Here is a 21,127-nt window from a genome sequence, read left to right on the forward strand (position 1 = left end):
GCTCCCTTTACCCGATACACCGTTCAAAAGGTAAGGACACACGATGGCAACCTCAGGAATCGATTGCGACGACGACTTGTTCACCAGCCTTATCAGCGCCACGCCCGAAGAAGTGGACATTCTGGTGGACATCATCACCGACTTCTCCCGGGGCCGCGCCGGCCTGGATGCAGACATCAAGAAGCAGCTGGTACAGGCCAAGCACAGCTCGCGACCGGCGGGCTATACCGAGCAGCAACTTGACCTGCTGGGCCATGAGCTGCAGCAGTTCGGCGGGCATTCGGCCATGAACCTGGCCCGTCGCCTGTTGAAGAAATCGGCGGTGCCCTACGCCGAGATCGTCAACGACGTGTACCAGAAGCTCAACGGCAGCGGCGCAACCAGCGTGGCGGACAAGGAACGCCAAATCGCCCTGGCGCTGTTCGGTGCCGGCTGGCGGGAGCTACCGGCTAGCGAGCGTTTCGAGCGGGCCACCAGCACCAAGGTGCTGACTGGGCTGTTCAAACTTGAAGAGGCGCTGCCCAAAGGGGCCGCCAGCATGATCGGCCTCTCCGCCTCGCGCAGCGCGGCACTGTTCACCATGGCCGCGACCACCGGATTGCGCCTGAACCCCTTCGGCGCTGCCTTCACGGCCGGCGTGGGCCTGCACAGCAGCGTGGCTGAAGCCTACCGCGTGACCGTGCCCTTCGTTGCCCAGATGGGCTGGATCCGCCTGCGCCGGGAAGCACCCGCCACGCCCCCGGCCACACGCCCCGACACCCAGCCAGTGGCCACCGCTTCCCAGACCACGGCCGATCTGGTGGTCCAGGACGGCCAGGGCGGCACATTGCTCAAGCTCAACGTCGTGCAACGCCCGCCCGCAGGTACCCATCGCTCACTGCCAACCGACCAGATCAGTGCGCTCAACCCGCTGCTGGCCAATGTGCCCGGCCTGGCCGCCATGGGCGAGCTGGCCAGCGGCAACTACGTGGTGTGCAGCCTGCCGTTCGAGACACTGACCAAGAACGCCAACGGCGACGGCAGCGTCCGGGCCTTCGTGCGTACCGGCGGCAAGATCAGTGAACAGGCCAGCCTGTCACTGCCTGAAGACCTGCAGAACGTGCTGCTCAGTGGCGTGGTGTGGAACGCGGTGTCCTCGGCGGTGGGCCAGAAGCACTTGCACGACATCAACGAGAAGCTGGGTGCCATCAAGCGCCAGCTGGACAACGTGCTGCGCGAGCTGGATGAAGCGCAGTGGCAAGAACTGACTGGACTGTTCGAATACACCCAAGGCGTGCTCGATCACTATCCGCACGACGGCATCGACGGCACTGCTCGCCAGACACTGGAAAATCAGCATAGCCAGATCACCTCCCTGGCCCAGTACTTCAATCGCAAGATGGACGAAGAGCTGAAGCACGCTCGGGATGTGCAGGCAGACAAACTGTTCGGTGTGGACAGCACCCGCCAGGCATTGCAGGACAGCCTGACGAAGATGGAGGGCTGGGTCAGCGGTTACCTGCAAACCGCACAGCTGCAGGTGGTCAGTTGTGCCTTGCGCTACCTGGCCGAGCCACTGCAGCGCTACCGCGCGCAGGCGAGCAAGGCTCTCGAAAGCCTCGGCCAGCTGGAAGAAATCGGCAACCAGAGCCGCAGCATCTACAACTCTCAGATGGAACTGACCAGCTCACGCATGTTCAGCCTCGACGCCTCGCTGAAACAGAGCTTCACGGCGCAACTGGACGGCCTGACCAGCGTCTTGGCCCAAGGCACGCGGGACACCCAGCAACTGCAGCAGTCGCTGTTCGATCAAGGGGAGCGTCAGGTACTGCTGCGTTATGAGAACGGACAGATCGCAGAGGCCCAACTGCTGGAACGGGCGGTCTGAAGGCGCCCAACGTAGCCTTTGGCGTAAGCGACAGGGAGGACGGCACAAGCAGGACCGGGGGCGTGAGTGTACAGAGGTTGTCTGCTGACTATCGCGTTCTCAACCTTCGAACAGCACGGTGCGCTTGCGATTCGCTTGTGCCCGTGCCCGAAGATCAGCCATGCGACTCAGCAACGATGCAGGGATGGGCTGGAGACGTTCCGGTTTCTCGGTCATGTCCATGTGGACAAGCTCAAGAATAGCTTTCTCGGCCTTCTGCGCTTCGCGTTCGATGGCTAGAAGAGCCATGTTCACCCTTGATTTGGACATGTTTTGCTCCTTCATCCGAACCATGCGACGACTGCCGCATGTGCGGTCTGATCAGATGAATGCTACAGCAGAATCGTTTACGGCAAATCAAGAGCGAGCCACCGTTAAAAATGTAAAAAAATATGATGGCACTATGCCTCGTTAGCCGGCAAAATCCACACGTTCCCAACGGATTTGAAGGACCGGTTCCAATGACATGGCCAGTCATGCTGAAACTCGACAGCGCAGCCTATTCCCTCAGCGTGGTGCAACGAACCGCTTACGCCTTGGCTGACACAGTCGTGATTCAGATCGGCATTGAAGCTGACCAGATCAGCCTCACTGCCTTCCCTGCTAAAGCGAAAGTCATGCTGCCTCAGGAGCAGGCGCATTCGCTGATCCTCCAGCATTTAAATGACTTTGCCCTACGTGATCACATCAACCGTGAGACATCTGGGTTGCGTGAGGTGCTGGCTCGGGCAGCGCTTGCTGGATGCGGAGTTTCGCGGTGACACTGATTGCGACCGACGCTAACGGCTACCGTCTGCTGCCCTTTCGCTTCATGCGCCTGAACACCGCAAATGAACGTGACATTTTGCTCACCTCCGATACAGGCGAGTACATGCACGTGAACGACGCGCAGTTGCGAGCCCTTAGTTACTTCGACATAGAAGCAGGCACACCTTTTTACAAAGACCTGCTAGCTCGCCATTTCATCTACGAACCGACACGTCACGATCCTTTTCCCGAAATGGCGGCGCAATATCGCAGCCGCAAAGACTTTCTTTTTCAGGGCCCAGCCCTGCACTTGTTCGTGGTAACGCTACGCTGCAACCACACCTGCCAGTACTGCCAAGTTTCGCGCGCACCGCTGGGTGGCTCAGGCCATGACTTATCGGAAGCGGATGCACTCGCTGCTGTTGATCGCTTGTTCGAGTCGAACGCTCCCGCCCTGACAGTGGAGTTCCAGGGCGGCGAGCCACTTCTGGCCTTCGAACGTGTACGCCAGATTGTCGAATGGGTAGCTGCACGAAACTTGGTCGAGCAACGAGATATTCAGTTCGTCATTACCACAACGTTGCACCACCTGACAGACGAAGTACTCGACTTCGCAAAACAGCACCGCATCCAGTTCTCGACGTCCCTCGATGGACCGGCGCCCTTGCACAATGCCAACCGCCCAACGCCTTCACGAGACTCTTACGAGCGCACCGTGGAAGGCATAAAACGGGTCCGTGAGCATCTTGGACACGACGCAGTCTCCGCACTGACAACGTTGACTTCTCGAAGCCTTGAACAGCCTGAAGCTATCATCGACGAATACGTAAAGCAGGGTTTTTCCAGCATTTCACTTAGACCGCTCAGCCCTTACGGGTTTGCTTCCAAGAGTGCACATCGCCTTGACTATCCGATTGAGCAGTACCTGACCTTCTACACGAAGGCGCTGGCCTATCTGCTGAAGATCAACCAGCAAGGAACCTGCCTGTCGGAGAGCTACACCAGCTTGCTGCTGAAGAACATCCTGACGCCCTTCTCATCCGGCTATGTCGACCTGCGCTCACCCGCCGGCGCGGGTACAGCGGCGCTGGTCTACAACTATGACGGTTACGTCTACCCGTCGGACGAGGCTCGGATGCTGCTGGAGATGGGCGAAGACGGTTTAAGGTTGGGCACAGTCCAGCAACCCTTGTCAGAACTTTTGGCCTCACCCGTTATGGAGGCGCTACTTGCCAGTGGCGTCGCGGAGGCATTGCCGGGCTGTTCGGATTGCGCATTGGTTCCCTACTGCGGCGCAGACCCGGTCGAACATTATGCTCGCCAAGGTGATCCAATCGGACACCGGTTGTTCAGCAGTTTCTGCAAGAAGAACATGGGGCTGTTAAAGCACTTGTTCGCCTTGCTTCGCGATGGAGATGACAACGTCCAAAGGGTACTGCTGTCCTGGTTGAACAGGCGCTCATACAACGATGTTCGCTTCCCAGGCTACAGGGGCTGAGGACGATGCTGCGCAAAGATACCCACTTCGAAATTCAACACCTGAATGAACCAAAGCTGCTCAAGGTCATCACCTTGGATGAGTTCATTGAGCAAGGTGTCGCAGTTTGCGCCGGTGCCGCGCAATTCAATGATTTGCTGCTCTGGCTACCCAACAAAGATCTTGAGCGAAATCCACATCTGGTTTCATTGCCAGTGGGCGGCTTCCTGACCCCAGAGTCACTCACTAGCCCCATCGACAACGGCAGGCTACATCTGCATTCCCCCAAAGACCCGGATGTCGTTCAACCTGGCGATGTCATTGCCATTACCCCTGGCAATGGATTGGTAAGGGTGCTCTATCGACGCGGGTCAGACAGTAACCTGCTGTTCATGACGGATCGTTGCAACAGCCTCTGCCTGATGTGCTCGCAACCGCCTAAAGATATCGATGACCGCTGGCATATCGAGGAAAACCTTCGACTGATCGACCTGATGGATGCAGGCGAGGAAAACCTGGGGATCAGCGGCGGAGAGCCCACACTTTATCGTGATGGCCTGCTTGAGATTCTGGCCAAGTGCAAAACCGTTTTGCCGCAGAAGTCCATACATGTGCTCAGCAATGGACGGCTGTTCAAAGATCCGAGCTGGATCGCAGCCCTCGCGGCCCTAGGCCACCCCCAGCTAAGCTGGGGCATTCCGCTGTATGCCGACAACGCAGTCGACCATGACCATGTAGTTCAGGCCCCGGGCGCCTTCAGCGAAACCGTGCAAGGACTCTATAACCTCGCACGCGCTAACCAGATCATTGAGATACGCGTGGTACTCAGTCGCCTGACCACACCACGCTTGCCTGAATTAGCTCACTACGTGTTCAGGAACCTCCCCTTCGTACGGCACGTTGCGTTGATGGGTATCGAAAGTACTGGTCTGGCCAGAAAGCACTACGAGGAGTTGTGGATTGACCCGCTGGATTATCAAGAGGCATTGAGCCAAACCGCCTATTTCCTCTTCAACCGTGGGATGTCGGTTTCGATCTACAACCTGCCCTTGTGTTTGATCCCACCCCACCTCTCACGATTCGCCCGCCAGAGTATCTCCGACTGGAAAAACCTGTTCATCGATACCTGTCAGCAATGCGCTGCCGTCAAACATTGCTCAGGGTTCTTCAAATCCCACACTGACCGCTGGCAGAGCCGCGGCGTACGACAACTATCGACCGAGGCCTTTAGCGCCTATGCAAGGAGTGCACAGTGAAATTGCTTGACCGCTGGAAAATCCTGATCAGTGGCATCACCTTGTTGCCGATGGCTGGTACCACATTGGCACAGGCGGGCCATACACCGCTTGCCGATACGAACTGGCAACCGAACGACAAGCTGCAGCCTCCAGTCTTTGCCGATACGCTAAATGCCCCAGATGCAGTGAACATTTATGCGGCACATCGCTCGCACAGCTCACATCGGTCCCACAGTTCCCACAGTTCCCATTACAGCGGGTCTGGTGGCTATAGCGCACCTCGCTACTACAGCCCGCCCGCAACCAGCACACGGAGCTACAGTGCGCCGAGCACTTCGCACAGTACTTCAAGCAGCAATAGCCTTTATCAGTCGTCCGGCACTACTACCGGGGCTAGCCCGGGTACGTCAAAGACCCGCGCAACCAACGAACAGAAAAGCAACCTGGTCAAGCGCGTACAGACTGCACTTATGGTTCGCCAGTACTATCAAGGCACAATTGATGGGGTCATGGGCAAGGCTACTCGTGGCGCGTTAATGGCTTTCCAAATGGATAGTGCACTGACCGTGAATGGCAGGATGGATACACCCACCCTCAACTCCCTGGGGATCAAGATTCCATAAATTTGGTCAGGGTAAGAGTCCACCGCGAACTCGCTCTAGCAACAGGCGAGTCCCAATGTAAGCCGTTCGCGAAAGGTTTTGATTACTGCGCTTAAGTGATAAAGGCGCTTGGCCATTAGCACAAGCGCCCTAATCGACCCTGCTCCCCCAGCGCTCGTATAGTCCCTTCTGGATTACATAAATCGGGAAAGGACTCCATGCGTCACAGACTTCCACTCCCCTGCCGATGGCTAGCCATCCTGGCTCTGGCCTGCAGCACCTCGGCCCTGGCCGAGCAAGCTGCGGGCGACTACTGGATCATCTACGGCAAAGGCGAACGCCTGCACAACGAGGTCTACGTCGCCGATGCCACCGGTATCCTGCAAAAGCCCGGTGGCGTGCAATCGGCCCAGGTCATGCAGCTGTTCGAAGACCCGGCCTTCCCGACCCTCGCCGCCTACGAGGTGCAGGTCAAATGCAAACAGCGCCAGATCCGCCTGGACAGCGCCCGGGCGATACGTCGCTTCGACGGCGCAGTGAGGGATGTAAAAACCAACGCCAAAGACTGGGCCGCACCAAAGGACTACTGGCTGCAGCGCACCTTCGCCTTCGTCTGCGCCCCCGACAACCGCGCGCGCAACCAGATGCTGTCGATCGGCAAGATGCCGGCGGCGAAGATGGTCGCCACCATCCAGGCCATGTTCATCCAGTTGATCGGCGTCCAGGCCAACAGCCAGGCGGTGCAGGAGCTGGACGACATGCTGGCGAACACCCCACGATGAGCACGCGCCCACTGCTGGTCCTCGGCCTGTTGCTGCCTGTGCTGGCCGGTTGCATCCCGACCCTGCCGGAGCTGATGGCGGGCAACCAATGGCAAGGGCGCGACGCCAAGCAAGCCATCGACTTCTTCGGCCCGCCCATGCGCATGGAGCCGTTGCCCAACGGCACTGGGGTGCAGTTGGGCTGGTACCGCGATACCACCTACGTGCAAAAGGAGGTGGTCGGCAGCACCGCCGAGATGCAAGGCAACGTGATGGTCCATACCAACTACTGGGACGACGTGGCCCATCCTGGCGGCTGCACGATACTGATGTCGGTGAACAAGGCGCGGCAGATCAACGACTTCTCCACCAAGGGGCGCTGTAACGGCGTGAATCTGGCGCCATAACGGCTATCCGAAACGCGGGAGCAGGCCTGTGGGACCGGGTTCGAGGAATCGGGCTCGCAGGCGCGGACTCGTGGGAGCGGGCTTGCCCCGCGATAGCTCCCGCCCAGACAACCAAGCCACCAGCCAGATACCCTCCCCCTACTCAGCCCCCCGCCCAACCATCAACCCATGATTCACATCCTGGGCCAACGCCTTGGCCATGCCACTGAGGTAATGCACCGCCGTCAGCAGCGTAGGCAGATGATCAGTCTCCACCATCGCCAGATCACTGATCTTGTGCACCGCACACATCAGCACGGTCGCCTGTTCCACCGCATGGTCCAGCGGATGCCCCGCCACCACGCGGAACAGCGGGTCTTGCACACCCACCTGCGCGCCTTCGCCGAAATGCCCGACGCCGGTGGTGGCGAGTTTCTTGATGCGCGGGATCTGCAATTCCTTATCCATACCATTCCTCCTGCGGCCCCGCGAACGGCGCGGGGCCTGATCGGTGAACATCAAGTGCGAGCCCAGGCTCGCCAGGTCAGTGCCGGGATTGCACGCGACTCAGCGCCACTTCCACCAGGGTGCGGGCGCTGTCGATTTCGTGCATGGCAGCGAGGGTCAGGACCTGACCTGGGGGTTTGGCATGGAGCAGGACGGTCTGCTGGCTCACGGTCAGGGCGCAGACGAGGTATTCGGAGATCTGGACCAGGAGGTCTTCGAGAGTGTGGGTGGTATATTTGTCGTGCAGGGGTGGATCGGGGACTATTTTCAGCATGGTAGAGCTCCTATTTTCAAATGGAGCTACCGTTCTCTGCTGTCAAACAGAAAGGTGGCAGCTGTACGCGGGTTGACAGACCGGGAAAATAGGAAACCGGCGCACCGAGGTGCCCCACGTACAGCCACCATAGACGGCCATGCACGCGCGTTACTATCTTCCCGGTCTGTCAAAACCGGTCGCTGAATTGGCAGCGACTTGGCGAGACTAGATGGGTGATGCAGCGGCTGCAACGGGCTGTAAGGGGGTAGAAGTATGTTTCGGAAACGGACTACAGAGAAGAGGGAAAATCCGATTCAGCAGACCCTGGGCACGCCTGCTGCAACAACGAATATGGACCTGAAACGCATACGAACTCGCGCGCGGGCGCCGCGATCGCAGTGGCGCTTTGCCAGTTTTTCTTGAACCGTTTGATCACTTTGGCGACGATGGGGAAATTTCCTACAAACATCGGCGACAAAGGGCAGCGCACGTGGCGATCAAAGCTGTATCGAAGGAACGTATTGACGAGGCTTTGCTGGAATTTGACCGCGATTTTAGAGGAAGACGAGAGTGGCATGGTTGGGAGACGCACCCTGCCCACCGCTACGCGATTGCTGTAGGGGGTACATCGTACCCAGCAAAGAAAATAGTCTCCTTGGCTACCGGCATCGCAGTTAGCCAATTCCCAGGCGGACACATCACAAACCGCTATTTAGAAAAGCGTGGATTTTCCATCATCGAGCTGCAGAGCACTGGTCTAGAACCAGTCCTGCAGTTCGAGCCTGGGGCCATTTACGATCGCGTGACTGAAATCAACGGACCATTCGGGGGTAGCCGGCAGAGCGGCATAGCTGCATCAGCTACCCACCCGGCGATTTTCTTGTTTACAGGCGATAGTGGCGAGCAATATGGCTATGCCGACCGGTGGGACAATGGTGCGTTTCTCTACACCGGTGAAGGGCAGCGTGGGCCTATGGCATTGAACCGTGGCAACAGAGCTGTCGCTGAGCATGCTGAGACAGGTCGTACGCTTCATCTGTTCAAATCGCTCGGCAAAGGAAAAGGTAATCGCTACATAGGTGAGTTCTGCTGCGCCGACGTCTTTGAACGAACCCAGCCGGATGTTGATGGCGAGGATCGTACTGCTCTTGTATTCAGATTGGTACCTGTGGGCAGTCCAGAGCTGAGTGTAGACACTGAGCCGGAAACAGAGGTTGAACTCGCAGATTCATTAGCGGCTGCTCGGATAGCCGCACTGGCTGCCTGCAAACCGGTAACGAATGAAATGGGCCAATCAGCGCAACGCAAAATTTACCAACGCAGCCGAAAGGTCGCTCACTACGTTCTCATGCGTGCCAAAGGCTTGTGTGAAAGCTGTGACAAGCCAGCTCCTTTTTTTAAGAAAGATGGAACCCCATACCTGGAGCCGCATCATGTAAATCGGCTCTCCGACGGTGGCCTCGACCACCCTCGATACGTAGGTGCTGTCTGCCCATCTTGCCATCGCGAGATTCACTCAGGCGTAAATGGCATGTCGCTCAACGAGCAGTTGAAGCAGCGACTCAAAGCAATTGAAAGCTGAGTTTAATTTGTCAAACTGAAATGTCCCAAGATTCGTAGGCACCCTTGGATGGGAGCTTCTAGCCGATTACCGCCCTTCCCAAGCCGCGACTTTGGGCCGATAGCCGCCGGCCACGATTGACCGCTATCGACCAAAAGCTGCCTTTGCGCTGGGCAGCTAACTGCCATAAGCGACCTGTCAGGTCATCCGTTCTTCGACATCGCATGCTGAATTGGGGCAAAGCCCTGATTCATATGGGCAACCAGCTCAGGAGAGCATGCATCATTGCTACTGGCAACCTGATGGCTCATGTGCGCTTCGAACAACTATACTCTCATGCTGAGCGACTTACTGGCATGTGTCCCACTTCTGAGCGAGGCTTTTGTGAGCGATTACGATTTTTCGCGGTTGAATGACAAAGAATTCGAAGTCTTTTGCGCTGACCTGTTGAGCGCGAGGGAAGGAGTAAGATTCGAGAGATTCAAGCCCGGACGTGACGCTGGAGTGGATGGGCGCTTTTATAGATCCGAAGGGGATGAGTGGATTCTCCAGTGCAAGCACTGGGTTTCGACGCCGCTAGAAAAGCTAGTTAAATCCATTACGAGTCTTGAAAGCCTTAAAGTTCAAAAGCTATCGCCAAGTCGATATATTTTAGCGGTATCTCACTCACTTTCGCGCAATGATAAAAAAATCTTGCTGCAGAGTTTATCGCCATTTGTTTTATCGCCAGAAGACATATTGGGGCGAGAGGATTTAAGTGACGTACTTGCAAAGTACCCAGATGTCGAGAGGCGTCACTACAAGCTCTGGATTGCGAGCTCGAATGTCCTATCATATATGATTAACAAGCCCATTCATGACAGGAGCCAGTTTGAACTTGGCGAGATAGTTGAGACATCTAAATTATATGCTGCCACTGCAAATCATAATCAAGCGATTGAAAAGCTTGAAGCTACCAGCGTTGTAATCATCACGGGGCCAGCGGGCATTGGCAAAACAACATTAGCTGGCCAACTAATTTTACAGTATGTCGCAGACGGCTTTGAACTTTCGGTAATTTCTGAAGACATTAAAGAGGCTGAGAGCGTCTTTAATCCTGACTCAAAGCAAATTTTCTATTTTGATGACTTTTTGGGGCGCAACTACCTAGAAGCGCTTTCTGGCCATGAGGGAGCTAAGATTGTAGGTTTTATTAGGCGCATTGCCAAAAATCACCAGAAGCGGTTTGTGCTGACATCTCGAACTACCATCCTAAATCAAGGGAAGATCTTAAACGATGTGTTTCACAATTCAAATGTGAATAGAAACGAATTCGAGATCACACTTGAATCCTTAGCAAAGATTGATAAGGCTAGAATCCTTTACAATCACATCTGGCATTCCGAAATAGATCCTGAATACATCGAACAGTTGTACTCAAATAAACGCTATCGAACCATTATTGATCATAAAAATTTTAACCCTCGGCTAATCCGATTTATTACCGACGCCCAGCGACTGGAGGATGTCCCTTCGGAGTCTTACTGGTCTCATGTAACTGGCTTGCTAAATGATCCGTCTCAGGTCTGGGATCATCCATTTCAAGCGCAACTTGATGACTGTGGTCGAGCCTTGGTTTTACTTGTCGCTATGAACGGACGCATGATCACTGAAACTGAGCTTTCAGAGGCATTTGCGCGATATCTAGAGAGCCCAGGAGCAGCCAGTCTTACTGGGAAAAAGGATTTTCTACTAAACCTCCGCCACTTATCCGGCTCGATGCTCACGAGATTAGTAGTTGGCGAAAATCAGCATTTTGTCCGATTGTTTAACCCATCTTTGGGTGATTTCGTATTCAACAGGTACGCAAGCAATACCCCAGTTTTGCGGCAGTGTTTTAGTAGCCTTAAGACACAATCTTCATTGAAGACATTGAAGGATATGCTGGACAACAAAATAATCAGCGCATGCGTAGCAATCAAAGTAATAGATCATATATTTTCATCCGCTCTGGATATTAACTTTCTTGGATGCAATGCAGAGTTTGTCGCCCAGTTATGCATCGCGAGATCCGAGCTGGGCAATAAATTTGACTTATCGGACCAAGGCCTCTTAATAGCGATCGACTTTATTAATGGTGAAAAGTGTGGCCTATCCTTCTTGGCGTCAGCACGAGTACTTTTATGGGCGCTGCGCAGTGGTGGCGTAAATAAAGTTTCTGTGGAAGCCTTTTTGGGTGAAGCCTTCGAAAATGATCCAAGTTATGACGAGCTACTAATTTTAGGGCAGCTTGTAAAGTGCTTTGATGTTGCCAAGCACCAGTCGCTTTATGAGGCGTATGATCAAGTCATCACTGGGTATCTAATAGCGTCAGTTGAAGATGAATTCCCGGAAGCGGAGGTGTTCTCTGACGGTGGCTCACAATCAACAGCGCGCAGAAGGTTTTTGGAACTAATGGATGAAAAAGCCATTGATCTGGGTGCTAATGACTCATCCGGTGTAGCCGAAGGTGTTGCAGAATCAGTTAATGTGGAGAAATTCTACGATAAATATTATTATGAATCAGAGCATGAGCCGGATTATGATTCTTACAGAGAGCTACGCATTAGCTGGTCAGATCAATTAATTAGCCCTATAGATCCAATCGACGATTTATTTTCGCGCGACTAGAACACGTATTCTAAATAACATATTGCGGACGAGTAACATTGTAGATTCGATTCGCACTCAGCTCCAACCCTGTATATGGCCGCTTGCTGCCCTTGGTGGAGGGCAGCAAGCGGCCACTAGCTGTCTTTCGCGTTAGGTCGCAATTTGTGGGAGTCGAGTAGATCCCGTTGGCCCCGGGTAATTTCAGGTTTTTAAATTTCAAAAAACGTCCAACCAATGGCTCTGCCGCTACTATATGGCTTACTCAATATTCATCGTCTCGGTACATAGTCAAGCCGCTCTGCGTGTCGATATAATAGCCTTCCCCGAGATCAACCTCATATGTTTCTTGATTCCCTGTAAAGTAACTCCCCTTTCCCAGTGACAGAGGCTGAGGTGCCGAAGACTGTGACTCTGGGTGATGTAAAGTCTGGAAACGCTGATAAACTGCATCATCGCAACGGTAGCGACTCATCTCTCCATGAAGACTACTCTCATAAGTAACGCACAACGAGAAATTTTTATCAATGAACTGCTCAACAAGCCATGTCATACTTTCTGGATTCAGATTAAAACACTCACTGCTGTTGCTGGTACTCATGTGGCGCAGTCTCTGAAATCCACTCTCGCCGTCAAGGTGCTTTAGTAGCTTCCTCTCAATATCGTGAACATCACCACGAGTGATTTCAAAGGCAGTGTAAATGCAATAATCTGGATTCTGAGAGGATCTATGTCGAGTATGCAGCCCTTCGGTAGTCTTTCCAACCTTCGACCAGTTTAATTTATTTACATCGCAACCAATGTAGATCCAGTCCTTTCCAGGGACAATCTCTAAATCTTCGTCTTCTTCATAATAGCTCAACTTTAAACACCTCAGCGGAGTATAGAAAAACGTCAAATTCCCCAATTCGACTGCCTAGACCTAACTAACAATGCACCGCTCATGGGTAGAGCATCCTCGATGCCAGATGAGTTTATAAGCAGATCGAGTAGCGCGCTAGAAGAAAAAACTTGAAAAGGGGACAAACGGCATCTATGAGGTTTGGGCAGACGTTCTCAAGGTGCCCAAGGACCGTTCTTGGCCGTTGGCTTACCCTCCAAGAAGGGCAGCTATGGGTCGAAAGCGGCCATCCAATATTTACCATTTGCAAATCAGTTGGGTGCGAGAATTTGACCATCAATCCATAGACGTAAACGGCTCTGAACAACGCTTAGTCATGGATTTCGATGTGCTAAGCCGCCCGCGAAATCTAATCAAATCTCGGTGGCGCAAAAAAGTGGGGTAAATTTCTATCAGCAGCAAAATTCGAAGGCATAAAAAAATCCAGCCACCGCTAAGTGACTGGATTCTTTGGAGTATTTTGGTCGGGACGGAGTGATTCGAACACTCGACCCCTTGCACCCCATGCAAGTGCGCTACCGGGCTGCGCTACGCCCCGACATCATTCTCGATACCGCTGAGAACGTTGAAGAATGTAACCTAACCTTTTGAATAATGGAAGCTTTTTTTCAAAAATTTCCACTCGTCGCCAACCAGGTCACTTCTTCAGCACCACCAACACATCCTCCAACTCCGCAATCATCTGCCGAATCAGCTGCTTGTACTGGCTGGACTCATCCTTGACCTCATCACTGGAGAGCCGTAACCGCGCCCCGCCAATGGTAAAGCCCTGGTCATACAGCAAAGCGCGGATCTGGCGGATCATCAGCACGTCCTGGCGCTGATAATACCGCCGGTTGCCACGGCGCTTCACCGGGTTGAGCTGCGGAAATTCCTGCTCCCAGTAGCGCAGCACGTGCGGTTTTACCGCACAGAGCTCGCTGACTTCACCGATGGTGAAGTAGCGTTTGCCCGGGATGGGGGGCAGCTCGTCGTTATGGCTTGGTTCCAGCATAGGCCTCTACCCGGGCTTTCAGCTTCTGCCCTGGACGAAAGGTGACGACGCGGCGCGCGGTGATCGGGATCTCTTCCCCTGTTTTAGGGTTGCGGCCCGGCCGCTGGCGTTTGTCGCGAAGGTCGAAGTTGCCGAAACCGGACAACTTGACCTGCTCGTTGTCTTCAAGCGCGTGCCGAATTTCTTCGAAAAACAGCTCGACCAGCTCCTTGGCCTCACGCTTGTTAAGCCCCAGCTCCTCGTACAGCCTTTCGGCCATCTCAGCTTTCGTCAGAGCACCCATGCCGTTATTTCCTTAACGTGGTGTTCAACCTTTGTTCAAGCGAGGTGAGGATGGTTTGCAGGGTTTCATTCACCTCATCGTCGTTAAGAGTGCGCGATGGATGTTGCCAGGTCAAGCCGACGGCCAGGCTTTTTCTATCAGGATCAATGCCTTTACCCTGGTAGACGTCAAACAGCCTGAGGTCTGTGAGCCATTCGCCTGCATTGTCACGAATTACTTCAAGCACCGAGCTCGAAGCTACATCACGACCTGCGATCAAGGCCAGGTCACGGCGGGTTTCCGGGAACTTGGACAGCTCGCTGAACTTCGGCAGGCGGCCTTCGACTACATCACCGAGCACCAGCTCGAAGACGAACACCGGGCGGTCGAGGCCGAGGGTCTTGGCCAGCTCCGGGTGGATGGCGCCGAGGTAGCCGACTTCCTTGCCGTCGCGCTCGATGCGGGCGGTTTGGCCTGGGTGCAGGGCTGGGTGCTTGCCGGCGACGAAGGTGAAGTCGCTCAGGGCACCGGAGTAGCCCAGCAGGGCTTCCACGTCGGCTTTGACGTCGAAGAAGTCGATGCCGTCGCGGCCGTTGGCCCAGCCTTCTGGCAGGCGGCTGCCGGTGACGACACCGGCGATCATCGGCTGCTGCTTGAGGTCACCGAGCTGGCCGACGAAGCGCAGGCCGCTTTCGAACAGGCGCACGCGGTCTTGCTGGCGGTTGAGGTTGTGCTGCATCGCCTTGACCAGGCCCGGCCACAGCGAGGCGCGCATGGCGGCCATGTCGCTGGAGATGGGATTGGCCAGCAGCAGCGGCTCGACGCCCGGGGTGAACAGCTCGAACAGTTTCGGGTCGATGAAGCTGTAGGTGATGGCTTCCTGGTAGCCGCGGGCGACCAGCAGGCGGCGCAGGTTCGGCAGCTCGCCGCAGGTTTCCGGGCGGGCTTGCGGGGCCAGGCGGGCCTGCGGGTAGCGGACCGGCAGGTTGTTGTAGCCGTACAGGCGGGCCAGCTCTTCGATCAGGTCGACTTCCAGGCTGACGTCGAAGCGGTGGCTTGGGACGGTGACCGTCCACTGCCCTGCCCCATTGGCGCTGGTCTTCAGCTCCAGGGCGTTGAGCAGCTGCTCGACCTGGGCGGCGTCCATCTCCATGCCGAGCATCTGGGTGATGCGTTCGGCGCGCAGAGTGATCGGCGCGATGTTCGGCAGGTGCTGCTCGCTCACGGTCTCGACGATCGGACCGGCTTCGCCGCCGACAATCTCCAGCACCAAGGCAGTGGCGCGCTCCATGGCTTCGCGGGCCAGTTGCGAGTCCACGCCGCGCTCGTAGCGGTGCGAGGCGTCGGTGTGCAGGCCGTAGGAACGGGCCTTGCCGGCAACGGAAATCGGCTCGAAGAAGGCGCTCTCGAGGAACAGGTCGCGGGTCTTCTCGGTGTTGACGCCGCTGTGCTCGCCACCCATCACGCCGGCAATGGCCAGGGCGCGGGTGTGGTCGGCGATCACCAGGGTGTCGGCGCGCAGGGCGACTTCCTGGCCGTCCAGCAGGACGAGCTTCTCGCCCTCCTCGGCCATGCGTACGCGGATGCCGCCGTTGATTTCGGCAAGGTCGAAGGCGTGCATCGGCTGGCCGAGCTCGAGCATCACGTAGTTGGTGATGTCGACGGCGGCGTCGATGCTGCGCACATCGCTGCGACGCAGGCGCTCGACCATCCACAGCGGGGTCGGCTTGCTCAGGTCGACGTTGCGGATCACGCGGCCCAGGTAGCGTGGGCAGGCGGCCGGGGCGCTGACTTCGACCGGGCGCACTTCGTCGTGGGCAGCCGGTACGGCCGGCACGACCGGGCGGGTGACCGGCACGTCGTACAGGGCGCTGACGTCACGGGCCAGGCCGGCCAGGGACAGGCAGTCGCCGCGGTTCGGGGTCAGGCCGATCTCGATGCTGGCGTCGTCCAGGTTCAGGTACTTGCGAATGTCTTCGCCAACCGGGGCGTCAGCCGCCAATTCCAGCAGGCCGTCGTTCTCTTCGCTGATCTGCAGCTCGGAAGCCGAGCAGAGCATGCCGAACGACTCGACGCCGCGCAGCTTGGCCTTCTTGATCTTGAAGTCGCCCGGCAGTTCGGCGCCGATCATGGCGAACGGGATCTTGATGCCTGGGCGGGCATTCGGGGCACCGCAAACCACCTGGAAGGTCTCTGCGCCGTTGCTCACCTGGCATACGCGCAGCTTGTCGGCGTCCGGGTGTTGTTCGGTGGTGAGGATCTCGCCCACCACGATGCCGCTGAACTGGCCGGCAGCGGGGGTCACGCTGTCGACTTCGAGGCCGGCCATGGACAGGCGGGCGACCAGTTCGTCACGGGAGACTTGCGGGTTTACCCAACCGCGCAGCCACTGTTCACTGAATTTCATGCTGTTCTCCTGAAAGTTGCGTCGATTGGGCCTAGCGGAATTGAGCCAAGAACCGCAGGTCGTTGTCGAAGAACAGACGCAAATCGTTGACGCCATAGCGCAGCATGGCCAGGCGCTCGGCGCCCATGCCGAAGGCGAAGCCCTGGAACTCTTCCGGGTCGATGCCGGACATGCGCAGCACGTTCGGGTGGACCATGCCGCAGCCCATCACTTCCAGCCAGCCGGTCTGCTTGCACACGCGGCAGCCCTTGCCGGAACACATCACGCACTGGATGTCGACTTCGGCGGAAGGCTCGGTGAAGGGGAAGAACGACGGGCGGAAGCGCACGGCCAGTTCTTTCTCGAAGAACACCCGCAGGAACTCTTCGATGGTGCCCTTGAGGTCGGCGAAGTTGATGCCACGGTCGATCAGCAGGCCTTCGACCTGGTGGAACATCGGCGAGTGGGTGATATCGGAGTCGCAACGGTACACACGGCCTGGGCAGACGATGCGGATCGGCGGCTGGGTGCTTTCCATGGTGCGCACCTGTACCGGCGAGGTGTGGGTGCGCAGCAGCATGTTGGCGTTGAAATAGAAGGTGTCGTGCATCGCCCGGGCCGGGTGGTGGCCGGGGATGTTGAGCGCTTCGAAGTTGTGGTAGTCGTCTTCGACCTCGGGGCCTTCGGCGATGCCGTAGCCGATGTGGGTGAAGAACTGCTCGATGCGCTCGAGAGTACGGGTGATCGGGTGCAGCCCGCCGGTGGTCTGGCCACGGCCTGGCAGGGTCACGTCGATGCATTCGGCGGCCAGGCGAGCGTTGAGCTCAGCCTCTTCAAAACCGGCCTTGCGTGCGTTGAGCACGTCGGTGACGCGTTCCTTGGCGTCGTTGATCAGCGCGCCGACCTTGGGGCGCTCTTCGGCTGGCAGGTTGCCCAGGGTCTTCATCACCTGGGTCAGTTCGCCTTTCTTGCCGAGGAATTGAACCCGGATCTGTTCCAGGGTAGTGATGTCTTCAGCGCGTTCCACGGCCTCGAGGGCTTGGGCGACCAGCGCGTCCAGGTTTTCCATGTACAGACTCCAGATACGAAAATAGGGGAAGAGCTTTTGAAGGCTCTTCCCCTATCCGATGACGTTTTACACCCGACGGCGCAGGCGCCGCCGGATGATTGTCGTGGGTACTTAAGCCAGTACGGCTTTAGCCTTCTCGACAATCGCAGCAAACGCCGCTTTTTCGTTCACTGCCAGATCGGCCAGAACCTTACGGTCGATTTCGATCGACGCCTTTTTCAGGCCAGCAATCAGACGGCTGTACGACAGACCGTTGGTGCGGGCACCGGCGTTGATACGAGCGATCCACAGTGCGCGGAACTGACGCTTCTTCTGACGACGGTCGCGGTAGGCGTATTGGCCTGCCTTGATGACCGCCTGCTTGGCAACGCGGAATACGCGCGAGCGTGCACCGTAGTAGCCTTTAGCCAGTTTCAGAATTTTCTTGTGACGCTTACGAGCGATGACGCCACGCTTTACACGAGCCATGAGTAACTTCCTCTATCTTTGACCGAAATTAACGTACGCGCAGCATGCGCTCGACTTTTGCCACGTCAGACGGGTGCAGCAGGCTGGCACCGCGCAGTTGACGCTTACGCTTGGTCGACATTTTGGTCAGGATGTGGCTCTTGAAAGCGTGCTTGTGCTTGAAGCCGGAAGCGGTTTTCAGGAAACGCTTCGCAGCACCGCTCTTGGTTTTCATTTTTGGCATGTTGGAACTCCGCATTCGATAAAATTACACAATAATCATCAGGCCTGCCGTGCCCGGGAGATTACTTCTTCTTTTTGGGGGCGATGACCATCATAAGCTGGCGTCCTTCCATCTTCGGATGCTGCTCAACGGTGCCGTATTCGGCGAGGTCGGTTTCGACCCGCTTCAACAGCTCCATGCCCAGCTCCTGGTGGGCCATCTCACGGCCGCGGAATCTCAGAGAGATCTTGGCCTTGTCCCCATCGCTAAGGAAACGTACCAGGTTGCGTAGTTTTACCTGGTAATCCCCTTCTTCCGTCCCTGGACGAAACTTGATTTCTTTGATCTGGATCTGCTTCTGGTTCTTCTTGGCTTCGTTGGCCTGCTTCTTCTTCTCGAAGAGGTGCTTGCCGTAGTCCATCACCTTGCAGACGGGCGGTTGCGCGTCTGCAGAGATTTCCACCAGATCCAGCTTCGCTTCATCAGCGATACGCAGCGCTTCATCAATCGAGACGATGCCAATCTGCTCGCCGTCAGCACCAATTAACCGAACCTCGCGTGCCGAGATATTCTCGTTGATCGGGGCTTTCGGTGCAGTTCGTTTATCGTTTCTCATTTCACGCTTAATAGTCATTACTCCGATTCTTGGCGACCACGCCGGGAAACCGCTTGCGACAGCAGCTCAGCGAACTGCGCGACGGGCATCGAGCCCAGGTCTGCGCCTTCGCGGGTGCGCACAGCGACGGTTTGCGTTTCGACTTCGCGATCCCCTATAACCAAAAGGTAAGGGACACGCAGCAACGTATGCTCGCGGATTTTAAAGCCGATCTTCTCATTTCTCAAGTCCGACTTGGCACGGAATCCGCTACCGTTCAGGGCTTTTTCCACCTCGAGGGCGAAATCGGCCTGCTTGTCGGTGATGTTCATGATCACGGCTTGGGTCGGGGCGAGCCAGGCCGGGAACACGCCGGCGTAGTGCTCGATGAGCATGCCGATGAAGCGTTCGAACGAGCCGAGGATGGCGCGGTGCAGCATCACCGGGCGCACGCGGCTGTTGTCTTCGGCGATGTAGCTGGCGTCCAGGCGCTCCGGCAGGTTCGGGTCGTACTGCAGGGTGCCGCACTGCCAGTTACGGCCGAGGCAGTCGCGCAGGGTGAACTCGATCTTCGGACCGTAGAACGCGCCCTCGCCCGGCTGGTATTCCCACTCCAGGCCCGACTCGTTCAGGGCGTCGGCCAGCGCGCCTTCGGCGCGGTCCCACAGCTCTTCGGAACCCACGCGCTTGGCGGGGCGGGTCGAGAGTTTCATGGCGACGTCGGTGAAACCGAAGTCCTTGTACACATCCAGGGTCAGCTTGATGAAGTCGGCGGCTTCTTTCTTCACCTGGTCTTCGGTGCAGAAGATGTGCGCGTCGTCTTGTACAAAGCCACGCACGCGCATGATGCCGTGCAGGGCGCCGGACGGCTCGTTACGGTGGCAGGCACCGAACTCGGCCAGGCGCAGCGGCAGGTCGCGGTACGATTTGAGGCCCTGGTTGAACACCTGCACGTGGCACGGGCAGTTCATCGGTTTTACCGCGTAGTCGCGGTTTTCCGACGAAGTGGTGAACATGTTCTCGGCGTAGTTGGACCAGTGGCCGGAACGCTCCCAGAGGATGCGGTCGACGACCTGCGGGGTCTTGATCTCCTGGTAGCCGTTTTCACGCTGAACCTGGCGCATGTACTGCTCGAGCACCTGGTACACGGTCCAGCCGTTGGCGTGCCAGAACACCATGCCCGGGGCTTCTTCCTGCAGGTGGAACAGGTCGAGCTGCTTGCCGATCTTGCGGTGGTCGCGTTTTTCGGCTTCTTCGATGCGCTGGATGTAGGCGGCCAGCTGCTTCTTGTCGGCCCAGGCGGTGCCGTACACGCGTTGCAGCTGCTCGTTCTTGGCATCGCCGCGCCAGTAGGCGCCGCTCAGCTTGGTCAGCTTGAATGCCTTGAGGAAACGAGTATTCGGCACGTGCGGGCCACGGCACATGTCGACGTATTCTTCGTGGTAGTACAGGCCCATGGCCTGTTCATCCGGCATGTCCTCGACCAGGCGCAGCTTGTAGTCTTCGCCACGCTGGGTGAACACGTCGATGACTTCGGCGCGCGGGGTCATCTTCTTGACGACATCGTAGTCCGTGTCGATCAGCTGCTGCATGCGCTTTTCGATGGCGGCGAGGTCGTCCGGGGTGAAGGGACGCTCGTAGGCGATGTCGTAATAGAAGCCTTCGTCGATCACCGGGCCGATCACCATGCGGGCGGTCGGGTACAGCTGCTTCACCGCGTGGCCGATCAGGTGGGCGCACGAGTGACGGATGATCTCCAGTCCCTCTTCATCTTTAGGGGTGATGATCTGCAGGGTGGCGTCGTGGTCGATCTTGTCGCAGGCATCGACGAGCTTGCCGTCGACCTTGCCGGCCAAGGTGGCCTTGGCGAGGCCCGCACCAATGGATGCGGCGACTTCGGCTACAGATACCGGCTGGTCGAACGTGCGTTGACTGCCATCGGGAAGAGTAATAACGGGCATGGCGCCTCCTCTCCTAGTGGTGACCCCTACCAAAGGTCACGTGGGTTGGGATGAGCCAGTACAAGATCCGCCCTGCCTTTCCCGCGGGAAAGCCTGCCTCACAGTGGCAGAGACCTTTCGGCCTGCCAGGGTCGAACCAGAGTGACTGGAAGGTAAAAGTTGCTGGCCGCCGGTGGCGAGCCGCAAGCCGAGCATGCTAGCACGCGGGTTGCACCGGGTC

21 protein-coding genes and 1 tRNA gene are annotated in these 21,127 nt (G+C 56.9%); 9 read left to right on the top strand and 13 right to left on the bottom strand.

Annotation, left to right across the window (positions count from 1 at the left end):
• The first annotated feature begins 43 nt into the window (after positions 1–43).
• Positions 44–1,867: a hypothetical protein gene (locus AC25M7_RS21160; protein WP_486971428.1), complete on the top strand. Its 1,824-nt coding sequence runs from the start codon at positions 44–46 to the stop codon at positions 1,865–1,867.
• 99 nt (positions 1,868–1,966) lie between these two features.
• Here AC25M7_RS21160 and AC25M7_RS21165 read toward each other — a convergent pair whose 3' ends face one another.
• Complete coding sequence (locus AC25M7_RS21165) at positions 1,967–2,176, bottom strand: AbrB/MazE/SpoVT family DNA-binding domain-containing protein (RefSeq protein ID WP_262952272.1); 210 nt, start codon at positions 2,174–2,176, stop codon at positions 1,967–1,969.
• 191 nt (positions 2,177–2,367) lie between these two features.
• Here AC25M7_RS21165 and hxsD point away from each other — a divergent pair, with 191 nt between their 5' ends.
• From hxsD to AC25M7_RS21195, 6 genes are all read left to right on the top strand, one after another.
• Complete coding sequence (hxsD, locus tag AC25M7_RS21170; RefSeq protein ID WP_331832904.1) at positions 2,368–2,667, top strand: His-Xaa-Ser system protein HxsD; 300 nt, start codon at positions 2,368–2,370, stop codon at positions 2,665–2,667.
• Positions 2,664–4,151 (top strand): His-Xaa-Ser system radical SAM maturase HxsB, encoded by a 1,488-nt coding sequence (hxsB, locus tag AC25M7_RS21175; protein WP_486971429.1) that lies wholly within the window; start codon positions 2,664–2,666, stop codon positions 4,149–4,151. Before hxsD ends, hxsB begins: the two co-directional genes overlap by 4 nt.
• Before the next feature lie 5 nt (positions 4,152–4,156).
• Positions 4,157–5,386 (top strand): His-Xaa-Ser system radical SAM maturase HxsC, encoded by a 1,230-nt coding sequence (hxsC, locus tag AC25M7_RS21180; protein ID WP_486971430.1) that lies wholly within the window; start codon positions 4,157–4,159, stop codon positions 5,384–5,386.
• A complete protein-coding gene (hxsA, locus tag AC25M7_RS21185; RefSeq protein ID WP_486971431.1) occupies positions 5,383–5,991 on the top strand; it encodes a His-Xaa-Ser repeat protein HxsA in 609 nt (202 codons plus the stop codon). The genes hxsC and hxsA overlap by 4 nt, the downstream gene beginning before the upstream one ends.
• Positions 5,992–6,188: 197 nt before the next feature.
• Positions 6,189–6,752, top strand: a complete 564-nt coding sequence (locus AC25M7_RS21190) for a hypothetical protein (RefSeq protein WP_486971432.1) — start codon at positions 6,189–6,191, stop codon at positions 6,750–6,752.
• The gene (locus tag AC25M7_RS21195; protein WP_036986459.1) at positions 6,749–7,138 is read left to right on the top strand and encodes a hypothetical protein; all 390 of its coding nucleotides are present in this window, start codon (positions 6,749–6,751) and stop codon (positions 7,136–7,138) included. The genes AC25M7_RS21190 and AC25M7_RS21195 overlap by 4 nt, the downstream gene beginning before the upstream one ends.
• A gap of 138 nt (positions 7,139–7,276) precedes the next feature.
• Here AC25M7_RS21195 and AC25M7_RS21200 read toward each other — a convergent pair whose 3' ends face one another.
• A complete protein-coding gene (locus tag AC25M7_RS21200; RefSeq protein ID WP_258800160.1) occupies positions 7,277–7,585 on the bottom strand; it encodes a DUF3077 domain-containing protein in 309 nt (102 codons plus the stop codon).
• 76 nt (positions 7,586–7,661) lie between these two features.
• Positions 7,662–7,898: a hypothetical protein gene (locus tag AC25M7_RS21205; protein WP_028688843.1), complete on the bottom strand. Its 237-nt coding sequence runs from the start codon at positions 7,896–7,898 to the stop codon at positions 7,662–7,664.
• A gap of 472 nt (positions 7,899–8,370) precedes the next feature.
• On the opposite strand from AC25M7_RS21205, the gene AC25M7_RS21210 reads away from it, so the two are divergent.
• Positions 8,371–9,462 (top strand): HNH endonuclease, encoded by a 1,092-nt coding sequence (locus AC25M7_RS21210; RefSeq protein WP_486971433.1) that lies wholly within the window; start codon positions 8,371–8,373, stop codon positions 9,460–9,462.
• A gap of 363 nt (positions 9,463–9,825) precedes the next feature.
• A complete protein-coding gene (locus tag AC25M7_RS21215; protein WP_486971434.1) occupies positions 9,826–12,090 on the top strand; it encodes an nSTAND3 domain-containing NTPase in 2,265 nt (754 codons plus the stop codon).
• 244 nt (positions 12,091–12,334) lie between these two features.
• Here the strand turns inward: AC25M7_RS21215 and AC25M7_RS21220 are convergent, their stop codons facing one another.
• The 10 genes from AC25M7_RS21220 to thrS form a co-directional block, all read right to left on the bottom strand.
• Complete coding sequence (locus AC25M7_RS21220; protein ID WP_258800164.1) at positions 12,335–12,931, bottom strand: hypothetical protein; 597 nt, start codon at positions 12,929–12,931, stop codon at positions 12,335–12,337.
• Between the two features lie 500 nt (positions 12,932–13,431).
• Positions 13,432–13,508, bottom strand: a tRNA-Pro gene (locus AC25M7_RS21225).
• Between the two features lie 99 nt (positions 13,509–13,607).
• Entirely contained in the window at positions 13,608–13,964 is a 357-nt protein-coding gene (locus tag AC25M7_RS21230) for a MerR family transcriptional regulator (RefSeq protein ID WP_011533210.1), read from the bottom strand.
• On the bottom strand, positions 13,945–14,247 hold the full coding sequence (gene ihfA, locus AC25M7_RS21235) for an integration host factor subunit alpha (RefSeq protein ID WP_009394049.1): 303 nt from the start codon (positions 14,245–14,247) through the stop codon (positions 13,945–13,947). Before ihfA ends, AC25M7_RS21230 begins: the two co-directional genes overlap by 20 nt.
• 4 nt (positions 14,248–14,251) lie before the next feature.
• Entirely contained in the window at positions 14,252–16,633 is a 2,382-nt protein-coding gene (gene pheT / locus AC25M7_RS21240; protein WP_486971435.1) for a phenylalanine--tRNA ligase subunit beta, read from the bottom strand.
• A 31-nt stretch (positions 16,634–16,664) separates the two neighbouring features.
• Positions 16,665–17,681 (bottom strand): phenylalanine--tRNA ligase subunit alpha, encoded by a 1,017-nt coding sequence (pheS, locus tag AC25M7_RS21245; protein ID WP_028691467.1) that lies wholly within the window; start codon positions 17,679–17,681, stop codon positions 16,665–16,667.
• 111 nt (positions 17,682–17,792) lie between these two features.
• Complete coding sequence (rplT, locus tag AC25M7_RS21250; RefSeq protein ID WP_003250671.1) at positions 17,793–18,149, bottom strand: 50S ribosomal protein L20; 357 nt, start codon at positions 18,147–18,149, stop codon at positions 17,793–17,795.
• 28 nt (positions 18,150–18,177) lie between these two features.
• Complete coding sequence (rpmI, locus tag AC25M7_RS21255) at positions 18,178–18,372, bottom strand: 50S ribosomal protein L35 (protein ID WP_003250667.1); 195 nt, start codon at positions 18,370–18,372, stop codon at positions 18,178–18,180.
• 61 nt (positions 18,373–18,433) lie between these two features.
• A complete protein-coding gene (gene infC, locus AC25M7_RS21260) occupies positions 18,434–18,985 on the bottom strand; it encodes a translation initiation factor IF-3 (RefSeq protein WP_011533207.1) in 552 nt (183 codons plus the stop codon).
• Positions 18,985–20,907 (bottom strand): threonine--tRNA ligase, encoded by a 1,923-nt coding sequence (thrS, locus tag AC25M7_RS21265; protein WP_028691465.1) that lies wholly within the window; start codon positions 20,905–20,907, stop codon positions 18,985–18,987. The genes infC and thrS overlap by 1 nt, the downstream gene beginning before the upstream one ends.
• Positions 20,908–21,127 lie beyond the last annotated feature (220 nt).

This window comes from Pseudomonas sp. P106(2024) (assembly GCF_057480815.1).